The organism is Limosilactobacillus vaginalis DSM 5837 = ATCC 49540 (assembly GCF_000159435.1).
Classification (GTDB): domain Bacteria; phylum Bacillota; class Bacilli; order Lactobacillales; family Lactobacillaceae; genus Limosilactobacillus; species Limosilactobacillus vaginalis.
The window spans coordinates 1-241 of record NZ_GG693473.1; the positions used below are offsets into that span (position 1 = coordinate 1).

Genomic DNA, 241 nt, shown 5'->3' on the forward strand with positions numbered 1-241 from the left:
TTAAACCACATGCTCCACCGCTTGTGCGGGCCCCCGTCAATTCATTTGAGTTTTAACCTTGCGGCCGTACTCCCCAGGCGGTCGACTTAACGCGTTAGCTCCGGAAGCCACGCCTCAAGGGCACAACCTCCAAGTCGACATCGTTTACGGCGTGGACTACCAGGGTATCTAATCCTGTTTGCTCCCCACGCTTTCGCACCTGAGCGTCAGTCTTCGTCCAGGGGGCCGCCTTCGCCACCGG

The 241-nt window shown here is 58.9% G+C and carries 1 rRNA gene; it reads right to left on the bottom strand.

What is annotated here, in order from left to right:
- A 16S ribosomal RNA gene (locus tag HMPREF0549_RS09055) occupies positions 1-241 on the bottom strand; the annotation flags it as partial.